Genomic DNA, 24,281 nt, shown 5'->3' on the forward strand with positions numbered 1-24,281 from the left:
GATGCGGGACCGGGTCTGCGGGACCCGGTCCCGTGCGTCCGCTACTGGTTCGCCAGAACCTGGTTGACCTGCTGCTCGGCGGTGGAGAGCAGTTTGTCGATGTCGGCGTCCTCGTTGGTCAGCACGCCGGACATGGCGTTGTCGAGGATCTTGTAGATCTCCTGCGCCTTCGGCGGCTCGGCCTTTCCCTGGACGGGGTTGTCCATGAAGGCCTTGAAGTTCTCGATGGGCATCGAGGCGTTGGCGGTGCGTGAAGCGTCGTCCTTGGCCTTGCTGCCCCCCAGGAAGAAGTTCGGCTGCGGAAGCCCGACGGGAAGCTTGTCGGCCTTGGTGCGGGCCCAGTCGAACTGGCCCTTGCCCGGGGTGAGGTTCTTGAAGTTCAGCCAGGCGACGGCGGCCTTGATCTGGTCGGGCGAACTGCCCTTCTTGATCATGTAGTTGTTGCCGCCGAACAGGGTTCCCTTGGCGCCGGGGATCGGGCCAAGGCCGAAGGTCTCGTACGTGGCACCGAGCTGCTGGACCATGTACGCGATGTCGTCGGGGGCGGCGAGGAACATGCCCAGCTTGTCGCTGGATATCTGCTTCTGCAGGTCGCCCCACTTCAGCAGCTGGGTCTTGCCCATGCTGTCGTCCTCCCAGCGCATGTCGTGCAGCTGCTGGAGGACCTGCTTGCCGGCGACGTCGTTGAAGGCGGCCTTCTTGCCCGAGGCGTCGACGACATCCCCTCCGAGGCCGTACTGGGTGGCAGCGAAGTGCCAGCCGCCGTTGTTGCCGGCGCTGTACTCGCCGAAGCCGGCGATGCCCTTGCCCAGGCCCGCGATCTTCTTGGCCGCGGTACGGACCTCGTCCCAGGTGGCGGGCGGGGTGTTCGGGTCGAGACCGGCCTGCGTGAACAGCTTCCGGTTGATCATCAGGCCCATGGTGTAGTTGCTGGTCGGCAGGGCGTAGAGCTTGCCGTCCTTGCGGGCCACGTCGACGACCTGGGGCTGGATGTCCTTCAGCGCGGGCACGGTCTTGTCGGTGACGTAGGCGGAGATGTCCTCGGCCCCGTCGTTGTCCAGCACCTGCTGGAGGTCGGTGAAGTACGCGTAGAAGACGTCGGGTTGCGACTTCCCCTTGAGCATGGCGGTGAAGCGGGGCGGCTCGTTGCACTGTCCGGGGGTGGACTTTCCGTTGATCTTGACGTTCGGGTAGGTCTTGCTGAACGTCTTGATGTCCTCGTTCCACTCGCGCAGCTCCGCAGCCTTGGCCGCCGGCGGCATGCAGTCGATCGAGATCGTCACCTTCGCCTTCGGGTCGAGCGGGGCGGAAGGGTCGGACGATCCCTTGGACGCGCTGTTCGAGTCCCCGTCCTTGCTGCTGCTCGTGCCGCAGGAGGCGAGCGAGGTCAGGGCAAGTGCGGTGACAAGGGCAGCCGCGGAGGCACGGCTGATACGGCGTGTGCGGCGCAACCCAGCACTTCTCATCGATGGTCCCCTTTGGGCATGAGCGTGGATGGCCCTCGGCCGACTCTCTGCCGGGGCGAGGCACACTCAACCAGCGGCAACATGTGAACGCAATATCTCGCGCAGTTTTCGTAAAAGTTTGACAGCTCTTCGCACGCGGTGTGCGGGGGCCGACCTGCGCGCAGCACGGAGCGCCGTCCGGCAGACCGGACGGCGCTCCTGGATGCGGTGCGGCTTACGGGTTGATGTTGATCTTCATGGTGGAGGTCGTGTTCTTCACGTCCAGGGCGTTGCCGCTGAGCTTCAGCCCGTTGAAGGTGACCTCACCGACGGCAGGCCCCTGTCCGGACTCCGGCATCTCGTTGGCCCACAGCCCGAATCCGGACTTGGCGTCGAAGGCGTCCCCGCTCTTGCGGGCGCCGGAGATCGAGATGTCGGTCAGAATCGTGTCCTTGATCGGGAACTGGGGCTGTCCTCCTACGTAGTTGGTCTGGAACATGATGCCGCTGTACGTCGGGTCGACGATGTCCACGTGGTTGATCCGGATGCCCTGGAAGACCTTGGAGGCGGAGAACAGCCAGATGCCGGGGAAAGTCTGCGACCCCCAGAAATGGCCGCCGGAGCGGAGCACGGAGACGTTCTCGACCGTGGTCGGACCGGTCCCGAAGCCGTTCATCGGGTAGCCGAAGTCCAGCGAGCTGACCGTGATGCCGGAGTAGACCAGGGTGTCCGCGATGAGGATGTTGCGGAAGGTGTTGTCGTAGCCGCCGTAGACGGCGACACCCGCCGCACGCCAGGTCAGCAGCGACGTGAGGTTCTCGTAGACGTTGTTCTTCATGTCCGCGCCGCCGGAGTCGATGGCGGAGAACAGCGCGAAGCTGTCGTCCCCGGTGGCCCGGGACTCGTTGTTCACGACGTGGTTGTCCGTCGAGCCGTTGGTCATGTTGATGCCGTCGGCGAACGTGTTCCGGATGCGGGAGTTCCTGATGGTGATGCTGTCGGTGTTGGCGCCCCAGTAGAGGCACACCTGGTGCTCGTTCCAGACGTTGTCGATCACGATGTCCGAGACGTTGGAGAAGTCGAACACCTTGCCGGGGCCGTCGATGCGCGAGGTGTAGTTCCCGAAGTACGCGAAGTTCGCGAACGACGAGCCCTTGGCGCCGGCCTCGGCACGGAAGCCGTTGTCGGTGTTCTCCTGGCCGGAGGGTGCGAAGAACCTGGTGTACCAGGGACCCGCACCGACGACCTTGACGGCCTTCCCGTAGACCTGGAACTTGCTCGCGGTCTGGTAGTCACCGGCCGGCAGGTAGACGCCGACCAGCTTGCCCGTGGTGTCCATCCGTACCTTGTCCAGGGCGTTCTGGACGTCCTGGTGGGTGAACCCGGCGGGCACGGCGTAGGCGGCCGCGTCCGGGTTCGGGATCTGCGTCGCCTGCTCCAGGCTGATGAAGTCGATCGCGTACGTGCTGGTGTTCGCGGCGTCCTTCTGGAGCCGGATCTTGCTGCCGGCCGGGACGGTCCTGCCCAGCAGCATGTTCGCCTCGTCGTAGATGTGCCGCGGCGAACCCGAGCCCGGGGAGTTGCCCGGCCCGGTCTCGGCGCCGTACAGCCACGCGTACTTCGAGGTGAGGTCGATCGCCTTGAGGAAGGTGCCGTCAACGTAGACGTTCAGCTTGGAGTCGATGCCCCCGCCGCCCGCGGAGTCCGGGACGGAGAAGCGGGTCACCAGGGAGTTGGTGCTCGCCCTGGTGGTGAACTCGACGTAGTTGCCGGTGCTGTTGAGGGTGACGGCCTTGCGGCCGGACGCCTCGCCCGCCACGTCGCCGACGGTCCTGTTCGGGCCGACGACCTGCGCACCGCCGCCGGTGACCCCGTCCTCGGCCTCGTACATGTCGTACGGCATGTCGGCGCCGCGTCCGACGAAGAGCGAGCTGGTGGCGGTGTTGTTCTCGCGCTTCACCGGGAGTTCGTTGGCGTCGTCCGCGATCACGGTCTTCACGGAGTAGGAACCGTTGGCCGCTGTCCAGCTGCCCAGGTTCACCGGGGCGCCGGTCGCACCGGCGGCTATCGCTCCGTTGTAGGTGCCGGTGAGTGTCTTCACCGTGGCGCCCTTGGAGTCGAGCAGCGTCAGCGTGATGGCGTGGCCGCCCGAGGCGGACGCCACTGTGCCCTGGTTCTTGACGGCGACGGAGAAGGTGACGTTCTGGCCGGCGGACGGGGCCGACGGGGAGGTGCTGACCCCGGTGGAGACCAGGTCCGAGCTGGCGACCGGCTTCACGACCAGGCCGGTCGCGCTCGTGTACGTGTTGTCGGTCTCGTTCTGCTCGATGACCTCGTTCGCCGGGTCGGCGACCGCACTCAGTGCGTACGTGCCCGCGTCACGCGGGCCGATGTCGGCGCTGACCTGGACGGAGGCCCCGCCCGCCAGTGCCCCCACGGACGCGGTGGCGACCTTGGAGCCGCCGAGCCGGAACTCGACCTTGCTCGCCGGTGCCGCGACCGAACCGCTGTTGCGCACCGTCGCGGTGAGCGTGACCGGGTCCGACTCGACGGGCGCGGCCGGGGCTGCCGTCACCGAGCTGACCTGGAGGTTCGGATTGGGCGCCGGGGCGCCCAGGACCTGGAACTCCGCGACCTGACCGGCAGGCGAGCCGGTGTTGGAGTTGAACTTCAGCTGGACGTCGGCGACCCGGCCGCTGACCGGAATGGTCACCACGTTGCCGCTGCCCGGGCTGAACGCGTAGTCCTTGGCCGCGACCAGACCGGTGAAGGACGAGGCACTCTGCTCCCGGCCGAGGACCTGGATGTTCTGCGTCCTGGCGCCCCAGCTGCTGTCCGGGTTGAGCTTGACGACGACGCTCTCGGTGTCGGCGTTGGCACCCAGCTTCACGGTCAGGGTGTTCGGGTAGCTGCCCCCGGCACCCTCCCAATAGGTGGTCACGCTGTTGTCGTTGGCGTTCTCCGCCACGAACGTGTGGACCACGGACGAGGCGGTGATGGGCTTGCCGATCGCGAGGTTGGACGCCGTTCCGGTGCTTCCGTTGCGGGTGACGGTGTTGCTGTCGCCCGATACGTTGCCCGCCGCGTCCTTGGCCCGGACGGTGTAGGAGACGGTGGTGCCGGCGGACTGGGTGTCCGTGTAGGTGGTGACATCGCCCCCGACGCTCCTGCGCAGCACGTTGTTGGCGTAGATGTCGTACCCGGTGACGGCCTTGTTGTCGGTGGACGCCTGCCAGACCAGCTTGATCTGCCCGGCGGTCGACTCTGTGAAGCTCAGGTTGGCCGGTGCGGTCGGCGCCTGGGTGTCGCCGGTGCCCCCGGTCCGCGTCACGGTGTTGCTGTTCGCCGAGGCGTTGCCGGCCGCGTCCTTGGCGCGGACGTAGTACGACACGGTGGTGCCGGCCGGGCGGGTGTCGGTGAACGTGGTGACATCGCCGGCCACGCTCGTCAGCAGCGTGTTGTCGGCGTAGATGTCGTACCCGGTCACGGCGGTGTTGTCCGTCGACGCCTTCCAGGTCAGCCTGATCTGTCCGGTGGCCGGTTCGGTGTACGCCAGTTGCGTCGGCGCGGTCGGCGCCTCGGTGTCACCGGACGCCGGCCCGTAGATCTCCAGCTCGGAGACCTGTGCGCCCGGCTGGACGGAGTTGGCGCTCACGAGCACACGCACATAGCGGGTGGTGGTGGCGTCGAAGGAGATCGTCGCCGACTCGCCGGCCGTCGGACTGAATGTGTACGCCTGGGACTGCGTCAGATCGCTGAAGTCCGAGCCGTTGGTACTGCCCTGGATCTTCAGCGTCTGACTGCGGGTCTCCCAGCCGTCCGGCAGCCGCAGCACCACCCGGTCGACCCGGACCGAGGAACCGAGGTCGGCCTGGATCCACTGCGGAAGCGCGCCGTTGCGGCTCTCCCAGTAGCTCGCCGCGTTGCCGTCGTTGGCGTGGGCGGCGACGTACGTCTCGGTGTAGCTGCTGGCCGCGAGCGTGCGGCCGGCCGCGAGGTTCACCGACGACTCCCCCGCCGCGCGCACCTCCAGCTCGGCGAGCTGGCCGTTCTTCGCCGCGGTGTTCGCGGTGATGTCCGCCCGTACGAACCGGGCCCGGGTGGCCGGAACAGCGATGGTGACCCTGTTGGAGCTGCCCGGCGCGAAGGTGTAGGCGGCCGAGGTCTTCAGCGTGGTGAAGCTGGTGCCGTCGGCGCTGCCCTGGAGCGAGAGGGTCTGCCGGCGGCTCTTCCAGTCGGCGGGAAGCTTCAGGGTGACCTGGTCGATGCGGGTGACCTTGCCCAGGTCGCTCTGCACCCACTGGGGCAGGGAACTGCCTGCCCCTTCCCAGTACGTCGACTGTTCTCCGTCGGCGATGTTCCCGGCGTCTCTCCCGCTGCCCGCGCTGCTCGCGGCCGTCCTGTGCCCGGCGGCGATGTTCGGGCCGCCGGCCGCCGACGCGTTGAGCGCCGGCCATCCGACCATCAGCAGGCTCGTGGTGACGGCGGTGGAAAGGACCCGCCACCTCCAGCGTTGCGTTCTCATATGTCCCCGATCTTCAGCCTCGGCGCAGGGAGCGACCAAGGCGCGGCTCTGTCTGCGTACCTGCTGAGGCATGGATTCCTGCACCAACAGGGTGGACTTTTGCGTTTTGCGGTCAGAGAGTTGCAGAGAAATGAGAACTCGTCCACTGTTGTGGCAGAAGAAGAAACCCGAACGGACTCCGCCGTGCCGCCACAATTGGCATGACAATCAAGGCATTTGGCTCCGCATCGATCAGCCGTGCGCGCGCCCGCGCTTCACGCAAGGAATTTGCGCGTTGATGAAAGGCGCTGAAAGGTGCCAGTTCGGAGGGGGAGGCGGAGCAGCCGGGCGGCTTGGTGTGATCGGGCCGCCTGGACGCGGCCACCCGCAGAGCCTAGGGTCGGGCTGTTCGTACACCCGAGACCACCCGAGAGACCTCTGCCCGGTGATGGAGTCGGCATGGGGTGCGCGTCCCTGCTCCACGCCAGCACTGGACGGTTCCAGGCGATGACCACGGGTCGGCACATCAGGACGCCGACGACCCCGGGTGGTCCGCCCCGCCGGGCAGCGAAAGAGACGCGCCGTGTCTTCGGCGACCTACCGCACCCTGCTCCGCACCCCTGGCGCCCCGGCCTTCTTCCTCACTGCCACCGCCGGCCGCATCGGCATCGCCATGACCGGCCTCGGCATCATCTGGCTGGTACACGGCCGAACCGGCTCCTACGCCGCGGCCGGCCTGGTGACCGGCGGTTTCGCCGTTGCCGATGCGCTGGTCGGACCGCAACTCGCCCGGCTGATCGACCGCTTCGGCCAGACCCGCATGCTGACACCCATCCTCCTCGCCCACACCACCGCAGTGGTTTCACTGCTGACCGTGGTCGAGAACGGCAGTCCGCACCGTCTGATGACGGCGGCCGGAGCGCTGGTGGGCGCCACGATGCCGCAGCTCGGCGCACTGTCGTCCGCCCGCTGGTCGGCGCTGCTGACAGGCGAGCGGGCGGAAGCGCTGCCCACCGCCTTCGCCCTGGAATCGCTAGGCAACGGGCTGTGCTACCTGACCGGACCGGCCCTGGTCACCGCGGTCGGAGCGAGCAGCGACCCGTCGTACGGCATGGTGCTGGCCACGACCCTGGTGGTGGGTGGCGGACTGGCCTTCGCCGCGCAGCGCCGCACAGCGCCCCCCACGGCCGGAACGGCTGAGCGCAGACGCGCAGGCCGTTCGTTGCGGCGGCCGGGGTTCGCGGTGCAGGTCGGTGTCAACCTCACCCTGGGCCTGTACTTCGGCGCCATGCAGGTCTCGGTGACGGCCTTCGCGGTGGAGCACAGCGCGGCGGAGACGGCCGCGCCGCTCTACGCGGTGTCGAACTGCGCCGGCCTGCTGGCCGGCTGGCTCTACGGTCTGCGTCGGTGGCGGGCCGCGCAGCAGGTGCAACTGGCGATCGTGTCGGCCGGGTTGGCCCTCAGCTGCCTGCCACTGCTCGTCGCCGACTCGTTTCTGGGGATGGGGTTCGTACTCACTGTCACCGGCATGGCCATCCCCCCGGTCCTGGTGCTCTCCTCGGTGCTCACCACGGCAGCTGTGGACCGTGCCGCTCTCACCCAGGCGTTCACCTGGCTGAACTCGGCGAGCGCCGCTGGTTCGGCCGGTGCGGCAGCGCTGTCCGGGCGCGCGGTGGACGGGTACGGCGCCAACGGCGGCTTCGCGATCGCCGCGGCGGCCACCGCCGGGATGGCAGTACTGGCCGCGGCCCATGCGCGTGCCGCGTGGGGCCGCCGTATCAAGTCCGGGCTCCCGCCTCACCGGCTGACGAGCTGATAACGGCTCAACGACGAGACGAGCGGGGCCCGTCGCCGCGGACCCCGCTCGTCTCCTCCGGTTTCGCACGCCTGCCGGTTGAGCCGGCCGCTGAAGCCCGCCGGTTCAGCCCGCCGGGCTCCAGTGGTATCTGACGTCCGGCTCGTTCTCCTCGTTGCGGCTGCCGTCGTCGAACCCGACGGAGGTGAATCCGTGCCGCTCGTAGAAGGCCCGGGCGCCGGAGTTCCGCTGGAAGGTGTACAGGGCGAGCCCCTGCGGGCTGCTTTCCCTGGCCTTCGCGAGCAGCAGCGTTCCGATGCCCCGGCGGCGCATGTCGGGTCGCAGATAGAGGTGTTCGAGCTCATCGCCGTCGACCGAGACGAAGCCGACCGGCTCCGCCACTCCCCCGCCCTCCGGGAGCTCGGCCACCCAGACGTCCGTGTCGGGCAGCACGACGTGGGTCATCCAGCCAAGTGTCGCCTCGTCGCTGTGCACCCGCTTCAGGTACGGCATGGCAGCGGCACGCGAATCGAGAAAGAGCCGGGTGAGGCGCTCTGCGTCCTCGACGCGTGCCTCCCGCAGCAGTACCGCGTCCGAGCGCGGGTGGCTGTCCGATGACATCAGGGGTCTCCTGTCCGAAGGGGCCGGTGGCCCGTAAAGCCCGCCGCGCCTCGTGAGCGCGATGAACTGGCCACACTGTGATCGACCGTACGTCGGCCCCTGTCCGGATCTCCATAGGATATCGGTGACCGCTCCGCCGTGACACGTTCTCACGGCGCCCTCCCCGGCGAAGGAATCGACGTAACGGTGTATCAGCCCGACATGTTCGCATTCCCCGAGGACGGTCACCGGATCCCACCCCTCCGCTTTCCGCCCGGCGTCCCCTCACTCTGGCTGGTGGACGCGGTACGGCACGGCGGGCATGCGCAGCGGCTCGCGCCGGAGATCCTCGATGCCGGTGAACTCGACAGGGCGGCACGCCTGGTCGTCGCGGCCGACCGCAGTTGTTACGTCGCCGCGCATGTGGCCCTGAGGCTGCTGCTCGGGGCGCGGCTGGGCGTCGCGCCCGGTGCCGTGCCCCTCACTCGGGAGCCGTGTCCGTCCTGCAGTGGCCCGCACGGCCGTCCCGCGACCGGCGGCGGTGTGCATTTCTCCCTGTCGCACACCCGCGGGGTGGCGCTGCTGGCGTTCGCGGACGTGCCGGTGGGGGTGGACGTCGAGCTGGTCCCGAAGCCCGGGGTCGTGTCCGAGATCGCCGATCAGCTGCACCCGGCGGAGTCCCGCGAGCTGGCGCAGCTCCCCGCTGAGCAGCGGCCGGCCGCATTCGGCCGGGTCTGGACCCGTAAGGAGGCCTACCTGAAGGGCGAGGGCATCGGCCTGGCCGGCGGCCTCGCGGCCGAGCATGTGGGCACCGGCCCCCGCCCCGGGCCGGGCCCGGCCGGCTGGACGGTCACCGATGTCGAGGCGCCCGCCGGATACGCGGCGGCGGTGGCCGTCCGTGCGGCGGGGCAGCCGCCGGCCCGTGTCGGCGACCAGCGAAAATAGCGGGGCGGGCAGATCGTACCGACCGACCGATACGGAGGAGTGGCAGATGCCGCAGACACGAGCCGGACAGCAGGCGCGTCCGGAGGACCTGACCGATGTGGCACGGCTGGTGACGGCGTATTACACGCTGCACCCCGATCCGGCCGAACCGGGCCAGCGGGTCGCCTTCGGCACCTCGGGGCATCGCGGGTCGTCGACGGCCACCGCGTTCAACGAAGACCACATCGCGGCGACGAGCCAGGCGATCAGTGAGTACCGGGCACTGCAGGGCACGGACGGGCCGCTCTTTCTCGGGGCCGACACCCACGCACTCTCGGAGCCCGCGCGGGTCACCGCCATCGAGGTGTTCGCCGCGAACGGCGTGACCGTGCTCATCGACTCCGCCGACGGCTACACCCCGACGCCCGCGGTCTCGCATGCCATCCTCACGTACAACCGGGGCCGCGGCTCGCACCTCGCCGACGGTGTGGTGGTCACCCCCTCACACAATCCGCCGGGCGACGGCGGGTTCAAGTACAACCCGCCGAACGGCGGCCCGGCCGGGTCGGAGGCGACCGGCTGGATCCAGGAGCGGGCCAACGAGATCATCGCCGGCGGTCTCAAGGACGTGCGCCGTATGCCGTACGTCCGGGCGCTGGCAGCTCCGTCGACCGGAACGTACGACTTCCTGGGCACCTATGTGGCGGACCTGCCGTCGGTGCTCGACCTGGACGCGGTGCGCGCGGCCGGGGTGCGGATCGGCGCCGACCCGCTGGGCGGCGCCTCGGTCGCATACTGGGGCCGCATCGCCGAGCAGCACCGGCTCGACCTGACCGTGGTCAATCCGCTCACCGACCCCACCTGGCGGTTCATGACGCTGGACTGGGACGGCAAGATCCGGATGGACTGCTCCTCGCCGTACGCGATGGCCTCGCTGATCGGGCAGCGTGACCGCTACCAGATCGCCACCGGCAACGACGCCGATGCGGACCGGCACGGCATCGTCACCCCGGACGCGGGGCTGATGAATCCGAACCACTACCTCGCCGTGGCCATCAACTACCTGTACACACACCGGGACCGCTGGCCGGCGGGTGCGGGCATCGGCAAGACCCTGGTGTCGTCCGGCATGATTGACCGGGTCGCCGCCGATCTCGGCCGGCAGCTGGTGGAGGTGCCGGTCGGCTTCAAGTGGTTCGTGGACGGCCTGGCCGACGGGTCGCTCGGCTTCGGCGGCGAGGAATCGGCCGGGGCTTCGTTCCTCCGCCGTGACGGATCCGTCTGGACGACGGACAAGGACGGCATCCTGCTGGCCCTGCTCGCCTCCGAGATCCTCGCGGTGACGGGTGATTCGCCGTCCGAGCACTACGCCGCGCTGACCGCCCGGTTCGGTGAGCCGGCCTACGCCCGGATCGACGCCCCCGCGGACCGCGAGCAGAAGGCCGTGCTGGCACGTCTGTCCCCCGAGCAGGTCAGCGCCGACACCCTGGCGGGTGAACCGGTCACGGCCGTCCTCACCTCGGCGCCGGGCAACGGGGCGGCGATCGGCGGAATCAAGGTGACGACGGAGAACGCCTGGTTCGCGGCACGGCCTTCGGGCACCGAGGACGTCTACAAGATCTACGCGGAGTCCTTCCGGGGCGCCGAGCACCTCGCCCGCGTCCAGGAGGAGGCCAAGGCCGTCGTCTCCGCCGCCCTGGACGCCTGACAGAAGGCGTCTCCCCCGTTCGGGCCGGCGCGGAGGGAGGCGCCTTCGCTTCTCCCCCGCCGGCCACCGCGTGCCCGGGCCCCTGCAGCCGCCCGACTGGCCGGGCACATAACCGTACCGGTCGATAGAATTCGGGCATGGGAGAGCGGCCTGTCGCGCCGACTGCGCCCGAGCTCGTACTCGAAACCGACGCAGGACCCACGGTGATGAGTCCGAGCCGGGAGTACCACGTCGGACGCGACCCCTTGAGCGACATCGTCATCGACGACGTCCGGGTCTCTTGGCATCACGCGGTGCTCAGGCCGTTGGCCGGCCGCTGGTCGATCGAGGACGAGGGCAGTACGAACGGCACCTACACCGACGGCCGGCGCATCCACGAGTCGGACGTCGGGCCCGGCACCGTGATCCGCTTCGGCCATCCGGCGGACGGGCCGCAAGCCGTGCTGAGCAGCCGGCCCGCGCCGACACCGGCGCCCTCGCTCCGGGACCGTCCGTCGGCCGTCTCCATGCCCGCCGCGACCGGCACGTTCCGGCAGCCGACCACCGTTCGCCCGTTGCCGTCCCGCACCGTACGGATCGGCCGCGGGTCCGGAAACGACCTTGTGGTCGACGATCTGAGCGTCTCGCGCCGCCATGCCGAGCTACTGGCCCATACGGACGGCACCTACGAGATCGTCGACCTCGGCTCGCACAACGGCACCTTCCTCAACGGCCAGCCCGCCGACCGTGCACCCGTCTCCCCCGGAGACATCGTCGGCATCGGGCACTCCGCCTTCTGCCTGGTGGGGGACACGCTGCAGGAGTTCGTCGACACCGGTGAGGTGTCGCTCGACGTTCAGGACCTGGCGGTGACTGTCGACAAAGGACGCAGGACGCTGCTCGACCATGTCACTTTCCCGGTGGGCGAGAAGTGCCTGCTGGGTGTGGTGGGGCCCAGCGGGGCGGGCAAGTCCACGCTTCTGAACGCCCTGACCGGACTGCGCCCGGCCGATGAGGGGACCGTCCTCTACGACGGCCGGGACCTCTACCACGACTACGCCGAACTGCGCCAGCGTATCGGGCTGGTGCCCCAGGACGACATCCTGCACGCCCAGCTGACGGTGGGCAGAGCGCTCGGTTACGCCGCGGAGCTCCGTTTTCCTCAGGACACCGCCAAGTCGGAGCGCCGGGAGCGGGTCGCCGAGGTGGTGCGCGAACTCGGACTCGAACAGCGGGCCGGCCAGCCGATCCACAGTCTCTCCGGTGGTCAGCGCAAGCGGGTGAGTGTGGCACTGGAACTGCTGACGAAACCGTCGCTGCTCTTTCTCGACGAGCCGACGTCGGGCCTCGACCCCGGCATGGACCGCTCAGTCATGCACATGCTGCGCGGCCTCGCCGACGACGGGCGCACGGTCATCGTCGTCACGCACAGCGTGCTGAGCCTGGACGTGTGCGACCGGCTGCTGGTGCTCGCACCCGGGGGGAAGATCGCCTACTACGGCCCGCCCGAGGACGCGCTGGCCTTCTTCGGTTTCGCCGAGTGGCCGGAGGCGTTCGAGGCCTTCGAGAACGACCGCGACCGGCCCTGGGCCGAGGAGTTCGCCGCCTCCCCCATCCACCGGCGGTACATCGCCAACGCCAGTTCGCAGCCCCAGCTGCCGCACGCCGCGGCCGCGGCGGTCGCCCCGCCGCCGAAGACCCGCAGCTGGGGTGCGCAACTGCGGACCCTCGTGCGGCGGTACGCGGCCGCGCTGAGCGCCGACCGGACGTTCCTCGTCATCATGATCGCGCTGCCCTTCGTGATGGGAGCCATGACCCGGGCCCTCGCGGGAAGTCGGCTGACACAGGAGACAGCGATGAACGCGCTGCTCATCCTGTGTGTCGGCGGTGTGCTGACGGGCGCCGCCAACGCCGTCCGGGAACTGGTCAAGGAACGGGTGATCTATCAACGGGAGCGTGCCGTCGGCCTGTCCAGATCCGCGTATCTGATGTCCAAGGTCGTGGTGCTCGGCACCATCACGGTGCTCCAGGCCGTCGTGCTGACCCTGGTCGGTCTCGTGGGTGTCGATCTCAACGCCCCGGGCGGACAAGGGGTGCTCCTGCCACCCCTGGCCGAAATCACCCTGACGGTGGCTCTGTTGTCCTTCACCGCGATGATGCTGGGCCTCCTGGTGTCCGCGCTGGTGCGCAAGGAGGAGGTCACCATGCCCCTCCTGGTGCTGCTCGCGATCGTCCAGGTCGTCTTCTGCGGCGCGCTGCTGAAGCTGCACGGGGTACCCGGCATCGAGCAGCTGTCCTGGCTCATCCCCTCACGCTGGGCACTGGGCGCCATGGCAGGGACCATCGGCCTGGCCAGGATCGTGCCCGGGAAGCTGACCGCGGACCCCCTGTTCGAGCACTCCGCCGGGATCTGGCTCCTCAACATGGGGATGCTGGTGGTGCTGTCCGCCGTCTTCGGATTCGCGGTGGCCAGGCTCCTGCGCCGGCACGAGCCCGCCATCATGCGGAAGTAGGAGCGGCCCATGGAGAGCGAGGACTTCCGCCCCACCCATGTCGTCCCCCGGGACGGGCTGCCCGCCTGGGAGGCGCCCGACGTCTCCCGGCCCACCGAACCGCTCGACCCGCTGCTCCCCGTCCAGTTGCTCGACCGGCGCGGCGACTGGGGGCAGGTACTGTGCGCCAACGGCTGGTCTGCCTGGGTCGACGGCCGGCTTCTCGTGTCCGTACCGCACGACCCGCCGCAGGCCGGTCAGCCGATGGCCCGCACGGCGGACCCGCGGCCGCTGATGGCCCGGGTCCAGGAGTCGCTGGACCGTTTCCGCCAGGCGTGCGAGGAACTCGTCGAGGGCCGCATCGACGGCGAGACCTTCCGAAGGCGCACCCAGGGGCTCCGCGCAGGCGTGGTCGTCGACGGCGAGGCCGTGTGGCTGTTCGACGTGGAGCACGAGCGCTGGGTGTTCACGGACGGGACCCGGCTCACGACCTACGCGGCGCAGTCCGGCCCCGGCCGGCCGAGCAGCGCCCCGGCGCCCGGGGCCGGCCCGGAGCCGACCCGGCTCGTCGATCCCGCCGCGCATCCGCGGACCCTGCCGGGTGATGTGTGATGGCCCAGGACGATTCCTCACTGCCCGCGGGCCGGCCCTCGGACCTGATCGGCCGGAGGATCGCGGGCTACCTGGTGGAGCGCGAGATCGGGCGCGGCGGCATGGCCGTCGTCTACCGGGCCAAGGACCTGCGGCTGGACCGCACGGTCGCCCTCAAGCTGCTCGCCCCGGAACTCGCCCGCAACGACACGTTCCGCAAGCGGTTCACGCACGAGTCGCGCGTGGCGGCGGCGATCGACCATCCCCACATCGTGCCGGTCTTCGAAGCCGGTGAGACCGAGGGCATCCTCTACATCGCCATGCGCTACGTCGCCGGTCAGGACCTGCGTGCCCTCATCGACCGGCAGGGGCCGCTGCCGCTCGGAACCGCACTCCGGATCGCCGCCCAGGTGGCGTCCGCCCTCGATGCCGCCCACGATCACGATCTGGTGCACCGGGACGTCAAACCCGGCAACATCCTGGTCGCGGCAGGCACGGACAGCGATCATCCGGAGCATGTCTACCTGACGGACTTCGGCCTCACGAAGAAGTCGCTGTCGCTGACCGGGTTCACGTCCGTGGGCCAGTTCGTCGGAACGCTCGACTACGTGGCGCCCGAGCAGATCTCGGGCCGTCCGGTGGACGGGCGATGCGACGTCTACAGCCTCGCGTGTGTCGTGCACGAGACGATGGCCGGCGCCCCGCCGTTCCAGCGCGACGACGACATGGCTCTGCTGTGGGCCCACCAGTTCGATCCGCCGCCGGCGCTGACGGGACTGCGCCCCGGTCTCCCGGCGGGTGTCGACGCGGTGCTGGCGAAGGCCCTGTCCAAGAGTCCGGACGACCGGTACGACTCCTGTCTCCAGTTCGTCGCCGCGCTGCGCGCCGCAGCCCGGGGCGAGGAGCGGGGCGGCCATCCGCCGACGCAGGTGGACCGGCGGATCGGTGCGTGGACGTCGGGGCCCGAACCGCCGCCCCCACCGCCGCGGTGGGCGCTGCCGGTGTTTCCCGGACAGCCGGACAGCCGGCCCTTCTAGGTGTATTGACCCGGAGCGTTGTTCACTCGCCTGGCCTGCGGGCGGACGACGACACTCTGCGCTGGATGTGCTGTCCCGGACCCCGCGAAACCCGGCACGATCCGACGAGAGGCCCTGACCGACCGGGCCCGGACGCGAAGGTCACGACAGCCGCTCGGCGCGCACGATCACCGGCCCCGGGCCTCGACGTTCCCACCACGCCGGCCGCCGCGGTGCCGTGCCCTGTCACTGCAGACCGCCCCCAAGGGCCTCTGCATCCTGTTATTTTCCGGATGTCGCCCGCACGGCGACGTGCGGAACGACAGTGGGGGGTCCACTTGAACGGCTACAGTCACGCCCGTTTCAGACGCGCAAGAGGTCTGCTCGTCGCACTCGCGCTCAGCGCCGCCGCACTGGCCACCGGAACGCCGGGCGCACAGGCGGCCGAACCGGGCGAACCGTCCGACGTCACGGTCGAACTGCCGACCGACACCTACTCGCGCATGCTGGTCGACGAGGCGCGCCAACGGGTGTACGTCACCACAGGCGGCCTGTCGGCGACCGTCCACGCGATCCTGGTGTACGACTTCGACGGCAATCTGCTCCGTACCGTCACCACCGAGGCCATGACCGCCGCGGGCGCCATGACGCTTTCCGCGGACGGCAGCATCCTCTACGTGGCCGTAGCCGACTACGTACTGATCTTCAACCCCGACACCTTCGCGTACATAGGCGGTGGATGGGTGAAGAGCGACTTCAGGGATGGGCTGTGTTCCGGCGACCTGGGCATCACCGGCGGTCGGCTGTGGGTCACCAGAATGGGTAGCCAGGAGTACCCGAAGGACTGCTCCAGCGAGGTCCAGACCTTGTGGAGCGGAGCCCCCACGGGCGGCACCTTCACCAACAGCGGCAGCCTGGTGAGCGCGAAGTTCGCCACCTCGCCGGGACTTCCCGGCAAGCTCGTCCAGGCCTACGCGACCTACGGGACGCCCAAGCTGGTCGTCGGCGTCTACGACGCCACCACCGCCTACACCGAACCGCTGGCCCTGCGGGCGTACACAGCTGCCACCGACCCGGCGGCCCCGCCGAAGGACGTCGCCGTCAGCCCCGACGGCTCTCTGGTGGCGGTCGCGGCCGGGGCCTCCGGCACCAGGGCGTTGTCCACCACCGGTCTCACCGACGCGACGCCCGGCTACGGTTCGCTGCCGGCAGGCACCAGTTCGACCTCGGTCGCCTTCAGCCCGGACGGCTCGCTCGTCGCCCGCGGCGGCGCGGTCGACGGCACGGCAGCCGACCTGCTGGTCCAGCCGGCCCGACCCGCGCAGGGCGACACGCCACGGGGATACGCCTTCACGGACGGATCGGCTGGCGGAGACCAGGTGGCCGACCGCGGCCTCGCCTTCAGCCCGGACGGCTCACGGCTGTTCGCCATGACCACGAACGCAGCCAAGGACTCCTACTGGCTGCACATCATCACGAACCCCGGCGCCCGCTACCACTCCGCGTTCGGGGGTCCGCCGACCGTGGAACCCGGCACTCCCTTCGTGGGCCAGGCCGTGCGGATCTCCGGCACACTGCGGCGGAACGGTCCGGGGCCCGTCGAGCCGGCGCGGGTGACGGCCGTACGCCACGACGCAGACGGCGACCACACGGTCCCGGCGGCGGCCGTCGGCGCGGACGGCACCTTCACGCTGGACGACACCCCGTCCACCACCGGGAAGACCACCTACACCGTCTCCTTCGCGGGCGACACCGCGCACGACCCCGCCGCGGACTCCACGGTGGACGTGGAAGTGACCAAGGCTCCGACGGAGCTGGCGCTCGACCAGCCCGAGGGCGCGACCACCGCGGGCGTGGTCGTGCACGGCACCCTGAGCACGGCCGGGGCGCCGCTGCCCGAGGGAACCCTCGTCGCCGTCCAGCGCTGGTCGAAGACGGGCGTCGCCGACCTGCCCGCCGCCCTCGTGGGCCCCGACGGCGACTTCACCGTGACGGATGCACCACCCGCCGCCGGCAGCACCCTCTACACGGTTTCCTACGCCGGTGACGCGTTGCACGACGCCTCGGCAGACTGGGTGACGGTCCCGGTCACCGGCTGAGCCGGGCACCGTGACGGGACGGCGGACGCGCACCGAGCCGACGCCGTCCCGTCGAACGGCGGGGCCGGCACTTCGCCTGTCGACGTCCCGCACGGGGTCAGGGGCTTGTCCCACGCCTGACAGCCGAACCCCTCGCACTTCCGGCGGGCATCCCCTATTTCTGGGGGTGCCCGTCCGGCGGGACCACCTCGCCGCGCCGGTGCACGCGGGAAGCGAGCAGCCCGCCCAGGAAGCCCGTCACCAGACCCCACAGAACGGCCAGGCCGAGCGCGCTCCAGAGCCGCGGACGCAGCAGCACCTCGCCGCCCAGCCCACCGCCGAGGTCTCCGAGGCCCAGCAGGGACAGTCCGTAGTGCGCGGAGATCCTGACGAGCAGGCACACGGTGAGGACGGTGAGGACGAGCGCCGCCGCCATGTGCAGGGCATGCTGCCAGGGGCGCATCCGGGCCGGTGAGCGCGCGGCCATCAGGAACGCCGCCGCCACGGTGAACAGTGCGGCAGCGACGACGCACCACCAGACGCGGCCGTCCTGCTCGGCGAGCGTGCTGATGTTCAGGGTGGAGAGGTCCGGAGTCCGCAGGACGGAGTCCAGTACCTGAGGCATCGGGAGCCCGAACGGCCCGTCCACCTTTCCCTCCCAGGACGCCCCGAGGCCCAGCGTGAACACGAGCCAGACGAGGTTGGGCAGTCCGAGCAGGATCACCGCGAACGTCTCGGCGGGATGTCCGCGGGTCACCGCGACGACGAGTGCGATGACCAGGCCCACCACCACATAGGCGAGCAGTAGTGCCACCATGGCGTACGCGGCCGGGCGCACTGATTCCTGGAAGCGCACCAGGCGCGCGGGGAGCGGCGCGCCGCGCGCGACGAGCAGGGCCAGGACGAGGACGCCGGCCAGCCAGAGCAGGCCGAGGACGAGGGTGAGCGGGATCTCGGCGCGGAATCCGGCCCGGGGCGAGGCGTCGAGCAGGTCGCCGATGACACCGCCCGTCGGGTCGGCCGCGGGGATGTCGAAGGTCTGCCGGGCCAGGAGGGACAGGCCGATGAGCACCAGAGCCCACAGCAGCGCGATCCGGCCGGCCCAGCTTGCCAGTTCGCGGCTGGTGGCGACGGCGCGGTGTCTCAGGGGGCGCAGGAATCCGGCGGCGAGGACCAGCGCGCCGACGAGGGTGACCGAGAGCGGCAGCACCGAGATGTCCGCGTTCGTCCTGGCGAGTTCCCCCGCGTTCCCCGACAGGGCGACGGACCCGCCCGCCGCCATGACGACGACGGCCGCGACCACGCGGGGGAAGGAGCCGCCGGGGAGTTCCGCCGCGCCGGCCGCCCACAGGCCGAGGGCGGCGGTGACGCCCATGACCACGAGTCCCGCGAGAACGGTCAGGAGGGCGTCGCCCCAGCCGTGCGCGACGCGGACTCCCGTACCGCTCCGGTCGTCCGATCCCTGTGTGCTCACGGGCCCACGCTAGGCAGCCGCGCTGCGGGCCGCCCCTCGGGTGGGCCGACCGCGTCGGCTTGCGGGCCTCGCCGGTATGGGGAACACAATGGCTGATACCGGAAGAATCCGGTATCGATCCTGGTGTGGGGAAGATGAGCCGTGAGTGACCAGCCGCCGTCGTCCGGCCGCCCCACGGGGCCGCCCTCAGGACCGCTTTCGGGCCCTTCGCAGGAGGGGCCCGTCCCGCCGCCTCCCGAGCGCCCGTCCGGTCCGCCGGCCGGTCCGCCCTCCGGCGGCAGCCATGGCGGACCCGGTGGTCCGGGCGGTCCTGGAGAGACCCCGCAGGACCCTGGGCACGGCCCCCGCACTCCTTGGTGGCGGTCGGTCCCCAAGGTGGCCACGATCGCCGTCGCCCTCGTGGCGGCGGTGGTGATCACCGTCGTCCTCACCCGCCCGGACGGGTCGGCCAAGGCCGGCGGGGAGGTGTTCCTCCAGGCGGCCGGTTCGACCGGCCCCGACCCGTTCACCGGCTCGACCGCGCGCAGCAGCGCCGGGGACGCGACGCCGACCGCCGTTCCGAGTCCGGTGGCGAGCGCCTCCCGGATGCGGTCCAACGTCACCCAGGGCGTGGACGGTTCGGCCCCGGGCCTGTACGGCGGCACCCGCAAGGTCGCCGCCTGCGACGTGGAGAAGCAGATCACCGCTCTCACGGATCAGCCGTCCAAGAACAAGGCCTTCGCCTCGGTCGAGGGCATCGACCCGTCCGGCGTCCCCGCGTATCTGCGCTCGCTCACCCCCGTCCAGCTGCGGCTCGACACCCGGGTGACCAACCACGGCTACGAGAACGGCGCGGCCACGAACTACCAGGCGGTCCTCCAGGCCGGAACGGCGGTGCTGATCGACGACCGCGGGGTGCCCAGGGTGCGATGCGCCTGCGGCAACCCCCTGCTGCCGCCGGTCGCACTGCAGGGGACGCCGAAGCAGAAGGGCGATGCCTGGCCGGGGTACCGGGCCGGAAACGTCGTGGTGGTGGAGCCCGCTGCGCAACCGGTGAACGTGTTCATCATGTTCGACCCCCGGACCGAGGGCTGGTTCGAGCGGGACGCGGGCGACACGGGCGGCGGCGACAAGAAGACGGATCCGCCCGCCGACTCGAGCGCGTCGTGTCCTCCGCGGTCGGGCGGCGGGCGGGCCGAGGACTGCCCCTCCGACTCCTCCTCGCGCCCTCCCACGTCCGGGAAGCCGTCGCCGCCGCCCACGAAGTCCGGTGAGCCGTCCAACGAGCCGCCGTCGCCGCCTCCCTCGTCCGAGGAGCCGCCCCCGTCACCTCCGCCCACCTCCGAGGCGCCGCCCACATCGGAGTCGGCCCCGGAACCTGTGACACCGCAGACCGCGGAGTCACAGGCACCGCCGCCCGCGCCGCCGGCGTCCGGCGACGGCACGGCGTAGCCGGCCCGGCGTAGCCGGCCCGGCGGTTCCCCGGCGGGCCGTCCGTATCGGCCACGGCGTCGGTCAGGGTGTCGACACAGTGGGCCGCGGCGCCGTCGCCATCCCGCTGCCGATGAAGAAGCTCGGGTGCGGCGGCTGGTTGTAGGCGGTGTTCTGCCAGGCCAGGGCCGTGCGGTAGGTGGTGTCGTGGAGCAGCGTGGTGATCTTCGTGGTGGTCTCGTACGGCGTGGAGTAGATGCGCAGAGCGGTGTTGTTCGTGGTCGCCCAGACCACTTCCTCGCGCCAGTCGCCGAACAGGTCGCCCGAGATCGCGGGGGTGGCCTTGGTCCCGTTGTTGGAGTGGACCGATGCCCCGGTCAGCTGCCGGGTGTCGGCGGAGGTGCCGTACTTGTCGATGTGGGTGCCGTCGAGGAGTTCCCGGTTGGTGTCGCCGTCCCACCAGGACAGGAAGTTGGCGCTGGAGGGCTTGCGGCTCGCGACGACGGTGCCCTTGGGGCTGCGTACCCCGTCGGCCGCGGACGACCAGGACTCGGCTCCGGCGCTGCCGGACCAGATGTCGTCGCTGACACCGCGTCCGTTGTCGCCGTTGGCGGGCGTCGACCAGATGATCTGACCGGTCTTCGCGTCGGCCATCCACGACGAGGGCTTGGAACTGTCCTCGTCGACCTTGAACTCCTCCATGCCTGCGCGGGAGGGATCCAGGTCCCCGACGTGCATGGCGTCGCCATGGCCGTTCTTGGTGGTCCACAGGGCGTTGCCGTTGTCGTCGACGGCCATGGCGCCGTAGACGATCTCGTCCTTGCCGTCCGCGTCCACGTCGGCGACCGACAGCTGGTGGTTGCCCTGGCCGTCGTATCCCTTGCCGGAGTTGGTCGAGCTGTTGGTGTCGAAGGTCCAGCGCCGGGTGAACGCCCCGCCCCGCCAGTCCCAGGCGGCGATCACCGTGCGCGTGTAGTAGCCGCGGGCCATGATCAGCGAGGGCCTGGAGCCGTCGAGGTAGGCGGTGCCGGCGAGGAAGCGGTCGACGCGGTTGCCGTAGCTGTCGCCCCACGAGGAGACGGTGCCGCGCGCGGGGACGTAGTCGACGGTACCCATGGCGGCGCCCGTCTGGCCGTTGAACATGGTCAGGTACTCGGGGCCGGACAGGATGTAGCCGGAGGAGTTGCGGTAGTCGGCCGACGCGCTGCCGATCACCGTGCCCTTGCCGTCGACGCTGCCGTCGGCGGTCTTCATCGCGACCTCGGCCTTGCCGTCGCCGTCGTAGTCGTAGACCTGGAACTGGGTGTAGTGCGCGCCCGAGCGGATGTTGCGGCCCAGGTCGACGCGCCACAGCCGGGTGCCGTCGAGCTTGATCCCGTCGACGACGGTGTTGCCCGTGTAGCCGGACTGGGAGTTGTCCTTGGCGTTGGTGGGCTGCCACTTCAGTACGAAGTCGAGTGCGCCGTCCCCGTCGAGGTCGCCGACGGACGCGTCGTTGGCCTCGTAGGTGTAGGCCACGCCGTCGGGGGTCGTGCCGCCGGCGGGCGGGCTGATGGGCACGTCCTTGTAGCCGCTGCGGAACTGCACGGCGTGGACGGAGTCGCTCTGCTCGACGCCGCCGACGATCGCGCGCACCGTGTAGTCCGCCGAGTCGGGGGCCCCGGCGTGGAAGTAGTTCGTCGAGCCGGTGACCGGCGAGGCGTTGACCTTCGTACCGGCCCGGTAGACGTTGAAGGACACGTCGTCCGCGTCGGTGGCGAGCCAGCGCCAGCTGATCAGGTTGCCCGCGTCGGTGTGGACGCTGACGACGCCGCGGTCCAGTGCCTCCGCCTGGCGCGCGGTGGCGGCCTGCGAGGTCTGGCCGGTGGCGACCAGTCCGACGGCGGCCAGCAGACCCGCTGTGACGGCGCCGATCAGGGTACGGGTGCGGGTGGTGCGGCGCCCGCGGGAGGAACGGGGATGCTCAGGAGCCACGGTACGTGCCTTCCGGAGTGGGGGTGGGTCGGGTACCCCTCAGTGCCCGCCGGGACCGGAAAGGTTGCCGTCCGGGCGTACCGGATCTGCGGCGGTCGCCCGGCGGCGTGTTCACCCGTATGCCGCAGCGCGGTGGCGGGCAGGGCGGGGTGTGAGCAGGCTGTCCGCAGAGCTGCCGATTCGTAGGGGCGGCGGAGCCAGATGGGGGTGCGACGTGCCGGACGCCGGTGCACCGGTCCCAGGAACGCCCTCCGCCGACGCGATGGCGGGCGCACTCCTGGACACACTGTTCAGCCAGTCCGCGGTGGGGCTGCACGTCCTGGACACGGAACTGCGGGTGGAGCGGGTCAACGCGCTGTCCGAGGCGGTCGCCCCCGACCGGATCGTGGGGCTGTACTTCACCGACGCGTACCGGCTCCAGGATCCCGAGGACGCGGAACGGCTGCTGCGCGGGGTGCTGGAGAGCGGGGTGCCCGCCGTGAACCGGGTGATCCGCGGACAGCTCAGGGGGGCGCCCGGTCCCAACCGCAGCCTGATGGTCACCGTCCACCGTCTGGACGCCCCCTCCGGCAGGCCGCTCGGTCTGCTGGCGGCAGTCGTCGACGTCAACGAACGGGAGAAGGCGCGCGCCCGCGCGGACTGCCTGGAGTCCGTACGCAGGGAAGTGGGTCATTCCCTCGACGTCGCGGCGACCTGCGAGGGGCTCGTCGCTGCGCTGGTGCCGAGGTTCGCCGACTTCGCCATGGTCGAGGTGGTGGACGAGGTCCTGCGCGGCTCGGATCCGCCGCTCAGCCCGTTGGGCCGTGACGTCCCCCTGCGCCGTGCCGCGCTGCGGGGCGTGGGCGGGGACGGCCTGGTCGGTGAGACCCGACGGCTGCCCGACCGCACCCCCTTCGCGCTCGCCGCCGCAGATCTGCGGCCACGGCTCGTCGCGCTCGGCTCGGACACTCCCTGGCTGGACGCGGATTCCGGTACGGCGCGGCTGGTCAGGGCGACCGGCGCCCACTCCCTGATCGTGGTCCCGCTCAAACTGCACGGCGCCGTTCTCGGCCTGGTGAGCCTCTACCGGTGCCGGGGCAGCGAACCGTACGACGAGAACGACCTCGCCCTCGCGCTGACGGCCGCCTCCCAGGTGGCGCTGAGCATCGAGAACGCGCGGCGCTACGAGCACGACCATGTGATCGCGTCGACCGTCCAGCGCAGACTCCTGCCCCAGCACGACGGCGTCCGGATCGCCGTCGAGACCGCTCATGTGATGCTCTCGGGGCGCAACAGCGGATGCTGGTTCGACACCATCGGGCTGTCCGGTGCGCGGACCGCGCTGATCGTCGGCAACGTCGAGGGGCATGGACTCCAGACCGCCATCACCATGGGACAGCTCCGCACCGTCATCCACGCCCTGGCCGGTCTCGACCTGGAGCCCGATGAGGTACTGGCCCGCCTCAACGACACGGCCGACCGGCTCGCGGTCGAGCGCCGGTCCCTGCCGCCGGGCGACTCCCTGCACCGGCAGTCGCTGACGGCGAGCTGCCTTTACGCGGTCTACGACCCGTTCTCCCGGACCTGCACGGTGGCGCGGGCGGGTCATCCGGCGCCGGTCGCGGTCGCTCCGGACGGCCGCCCGATCGTCCTCGACGTGCCCGAGGGACCGCCACTGTTCTCCGAGGACAGTGCCCCGTTCGCCACCGCGACGGTCGAGCTCGTGGAAGGCAGTGTGCTGGCCTTCCTCACGGGTTCGCTGCTGCCCCCGGACCGGTCCGTGACCGGAGTGCAGGACGCTCTCGCCTATCCGGATCGCGGCTTGCAGGAGCTGTGCGACGCCGTCATCTACAGCCTGCCCGCCGAAGCCCATCCCGACGGCGCCGCACTCCTGCTCGCCAGGACAGGCGTCGTCCCGCCCGAGCGGGTCGCGACATGGGAACTGGCCCACGACCGGACCACGCCCGCCATCGCCCGCACCCTGGTCCGCGACCGGCTCGAAGGCTGGAACCTCGACGAGGAGACGATCGAGGCGACCGAGCTGATCGTGAGCGAGCTGATCACCAACGCGGTCCGCTACGGCACCCCGCCGCTGCATCTGCGGCTCCTGCTGGACCGCACCCTCACCTGCGAGGTCCACGACACCAGCCCGGTGGCCCCGCATCTGCGCCACGCCCGCACCGTCGACGAGGGCGGCCGCGGGCTGTTCATCGTCTCCCAGCTGGCCACGCACTGGGGCACCCGGTACAGCACCGACGGGAAGGCCCTGTGGACCGAGCAGGAGATCCCGCCCGACGACGGTTCCTGACGGC

At 70.5% G+C, this 24,281-nt stretch carries 14 protein-coding genes; 9 read left to right on the forward strand and 5 right to left on the reverse strand.

Features of this window, described 5'->3' with window-relative positions:
- Window positions 1–41: 41 nt before the first annotated feature.
- Together SH922_RS02610 and SH922_RS02615 are read right to left on the reverse strand one after the other, a co-directional pair.
- The gene (locus tag SH922_RS02610) at window positions 42–1,466 is read right to left on the reverse strand and encodes an extracellular solute-binding protein (protein ID WP_393054195.1); all 1,425 of its coding nucleotides are present in this window, start codon (window positions 1,464–1,466) and stop codon (window positions 42–44) included.
- 214 nt (window positions 1,467–1,680) lie between these two features.
- Window positions 1,681–5,970, reverse strand: a complete 4,290-nt coding sequence (locus SH922_RS02615; RefSeq protein ID WP_393054198.1) for a discoidin domain-containing protein — start codon at window positions 5,968–5,970, stop codon at window positions 1,681–1,683.
- Window positions 5,971–6,532: 562 nt separating this feature from the next.
- Between SH922_RS02615 and SH922_RS02620 the strand changes: the two genes are divergently transcribed.
- The gene (locus SH922_RS02620) at window positions 6,533–7,765 is read left to right on the forward strand and encodes an MFS transporter (protein ID WP_393054201.1); all 1,233 of its coding nucleotides are present in this window, start codon (window positions 6,533–6,535) and stop codon (window positions 7,763–7,765) included.
- 105 nt (window positions 7,766–7,870) lie between these two features.
- On the opposite strand, the gene SH922_RS02625 is transcribed toward SH922_RS02620, so the two are convergent.
- Window positions 7,871–8,365 carry a GNAT family N-acetyltransferase gene (locus SH922_RS02625; RefSeq protein WP_393054205.1) on the reverse strand — a complete coding sequence of 165 codons (495 nt, stop codon included), beginning with the start codon at window positions 8,363–8,365 and terminating at the stop codon, window positions 7,871–7,873.
- A 201-nt stretch (window positions 8,366–8,566) separates the two neighbouring features.
- Here SH922_RS02625 and SH922_RS02630 point away from each other — a divergent pair, with 201 nt between their 5' ends.
- The 6 genes from SH922_RS02630 to SH922_RS02655 all read left to right on the forward strand — a co-directional run bounded on the left by SH922_RS02630 (window position 8,567) and on the right by SH922_RS02655 (window position 17,153).
- On the forward strand, window positions 8,567–9,289 hold the full coding sequence (locus SH922_RS02630) for a 4'-phosphopantetheinyl transferase family protein (RefSeq protein WP_393054208.1): 723 nt from the start codon (window positions 8,567–8,569) through the stop codon (window positions 9,287–9,289).
- Window positions 9,290–9,335: 46 nt separating this feature from the next.
- Window positions 9,336–10,976 (forward strand): phosphoglucomutase (alpha-D-glucose-1,6-bisphosphate-dependent), encoded by a 1,641-nt coding sequence (pgm, locus tag SH922_RS02635; RefSeq protein WP_393054211.1) that lies wholly within the window; start codon window positions 9,336–9,338, stop codon window positions 10,974–10,976.
- A gap of 137 nt (window positions 10,977–11,113) precedes the next feature.
- On the forward strand, window positions 11,114–13,468 hold the full coding sequence (locus tag SH922_RS02640; RefSeq protein ID WP_393054214.1) for an FHA domain-containing protein: 2,355 nt from the start codon (window positions 11,114–11,116) through the stop codon (window positions 13,466–13,468).
- Between the two features lie 9 nt (window positions 13,469–13,477).
- Complete coding sequence (locus tag SH922_RS02645; RefSeq protein WP_393054217.1) at window positions 13,478–14,059, forward strand: hypothetical protein; 582 nt, start codon at window positions 13,478–13,480, stop codon at window positions 14,057–14,059.
- Entirely contained in the window at window positions 14,059–15,075 is a 1,017-nt protein-coding gene (locus tag SH922_RS02650) for a serine/threonine-protein kinase (protein WP_393054220.1), read from the forward strand. The genes SH922_RS02645 and SH922_RS02650 overlap by 1 nt, the downstream gene beginning before the upstream one ends.
- 317 nt (window positions 15,076–15,392) lie before the next feature.
- On the forward strand, window positions 15,393–17,153 hold the full coding sequence (locus SH922_RS02655) for an Ig-like domain repeat protein (protein WP_393054222.1): 1,761 nt from the start codon (window positions 15,393–15,395) through the stop codon (window positions 17,151–17,153).
- A 154-nt stretch (window positions 17,154–17,307) separates the two neighbouring features.
- Here SH922_RS02655 and SH922_RS02660 read toward each other — a convergent pair whose 3' ends face one another.
- Window positions 17,308–18,606, reverse strand: a complete 1,299-nt coding sequence (locus SH922_RS02660) for a streptophobe family protein (RefSeq protein WP_393054225.1) — start codon at window positions 18,604–18,606, stop codon at window positions 17,308–17,310.
- A gap of 141 nt (window positions 18,607–18,747) precedes the next feature.
- Between SH922_RS02660 and SH922_RS02665 the strand changes: the two genes are divergently transcribed.
- Window positions 18,748–20,037, forward strand: coding sequence for a DUF6777 domain-containing protein (locus tag SH922_RS02665; protein ID WP_393054228.1), 1,290 nt, complete (start codon window positions 18,748–18,750; stop codon window positions 20,035–20,037).
- 63 nt (window positions 20,038–20,100) lie between these two features.
- On the opposite strand, the gene SH922_RS02670 is transcribed toward SH922_RS02665, so the two are convergent.
- Window positions 20,101–21,990 carry a rhamnogalacturonan lyase gene (locus SH922_RS02670; RefSeq protein ID WP_393054231.1) on the reverse strand — a complete coding sequence of 630 codons (1,890 nt, stop codon included), beginning with the start codon at window positions 21,988–21,990 and terminating at the stop codon, window positions 20,101–20,103.
- A 262-nt stretch (window positions 21,991–22,252) separates the two neighbouring features.
- On the opposite strand from SH922_RS02670, the gene SH922_RS02675 reads away from it, so the two are divergent.
- Window positions 22,253–24,277 carry a SpoIIE family protein phosphatase gene (locus SH922_RS02675; RefSeq protein ID WP_393063448.1) on the forward strand — a complete coding sequence of 675 codons (2,025 nt, stop codon included), beginning with the start codon at window positions 22,253–22,255 and terminating at the stop codon, window positions 24,275–24,277.
- Window positions 24,278–24,281: the final 4 nt, after the last annotated feature.

The sequence above is a fragment of the Streptomyces sp. LN549 genome (assembly GCF_043203805.1).
GTDB lineage: Bacteria > Actinomycetota > Actinomycetes > Streptomycetales > Streptomycetaceae > Streptomyces.

Bases quoted from the DNA above. Each gene is read 5' to 3' on its own strand.
- SH922_RS02610 (WP_393054195.1), bottom strand. From the start codon at position 1,466: ATGAGAAGTGCTGGGTTGCGCCGCACACGCCGTATCAGCCGTGCCTCC.
- SH922_RS02615 (WP_393054198.1), bottom strand. From the start codon at position 5,970: ATGAGAACGCAACGCTGGAGGTGGCGGGTCCTTTCCACCGCCGTCACC.
- SH922_RS02625 (WP_393054205.1), bottom strand. From the start codon at position 8,365: ATGTCATCGGACAGCCACCCGCGCTCGGACGCGGTACTGCTGCGGGAG.
- SH922_RS02630 (WP_393054208.1), top strand. From the start codon at position 8,567: ATGTTCGCATTCCCCGAGGACGGTCACCGGATCCCACCCCTCCGCTTT.
- pgm (WP_393054211.1), top strand. From the start codon at position 9,336: ATGCCGCAGACACGAGCCGGACAGCAGGCGCGTCCGGAGGACCTGACC.
- SH922_RS02640 (WP_393054214.1), top strand. From the start codon at position 11,114: ATGGGAGAGCGGCCTGTCGCGCCGACTGCGCCCGAGCTCGTACTCGAA.
- SH922_RS02645 (WP_393054217.1), top strand. From the start codon at position 13,478: ATGGAGAGCGAGGACTTCCGCCCCACCCATGTCGTCCCCCGGGACGGG.
- SH922_RS02650 (WP_393054220.1), top strand. From the start codon at position 14,059: ATGGCCCAGGACGATTCCTCACTGCCCGCGGGCCGGCCCTCGGACCTG.
- SH922_RS02675 (WP_393063448.1), top strand. From the start codon at position 22,253: ATGGCGGGCGCACTCCTGGACACACTGTTCAGCCAGTCCGCGGTGGGG.